Below are 305 nucleotides of genomic sequence, written 5' to 3'. Positions count from 1 at the left end.
TCGCACCACGGTCAAAGGGCCGGCCCAGCCGGAAAGGGTGTGCGCTTCGGTGTCCAGGTCGGCGGTGGCCTCTTAGGCCAGCAGGCCGCCCAGTTCGATGGCCAGCTCGCGGAAGTCCATGGTGCTCAGGGACGCATCGCGCATCAGGCCGATCTTGTGCTGCACCAGCGGGTGGCGAACTTCGTCGATTTTCATGGGAATGCCAACTATACGGGGAGAACGCCATTTTGCCGCACCGGTGCCATGGCCGGCCATAGCCGGCCCCCGAGATTCACAATCTCCACCGGTGTAAGGTTCTTGCAACA

General features: G+C 63.0%; 1 pseudogene. It reads right to left on the bottom strand.

What is annotated here, in order from left to right:
* Window positions 1-195 (bottom strand): annotated as a pseudogene (locus ACQG3P_RS19120) (uracil phosphoribosyltransferase); the annotation flags it as partial.
* Window positions 196-305: the final 110 nt, after the last annotated feature.

The sequence above is a fragment of the Stenotrophomonas sp. SrG genome, assembly GCF_050031795.1.
Taxonomy (GTDB): domain Bacteria; phylum Pseudomonadota; class Gammaproteobacteria; order Xanthomonadales; family Xanthomonadaceae; genus Stenotrophomonas; species Stenotrophomonas rhizophila_A.
This window is presented reverse-complemented; position numbering and strand designations above follow the sequence as displayed.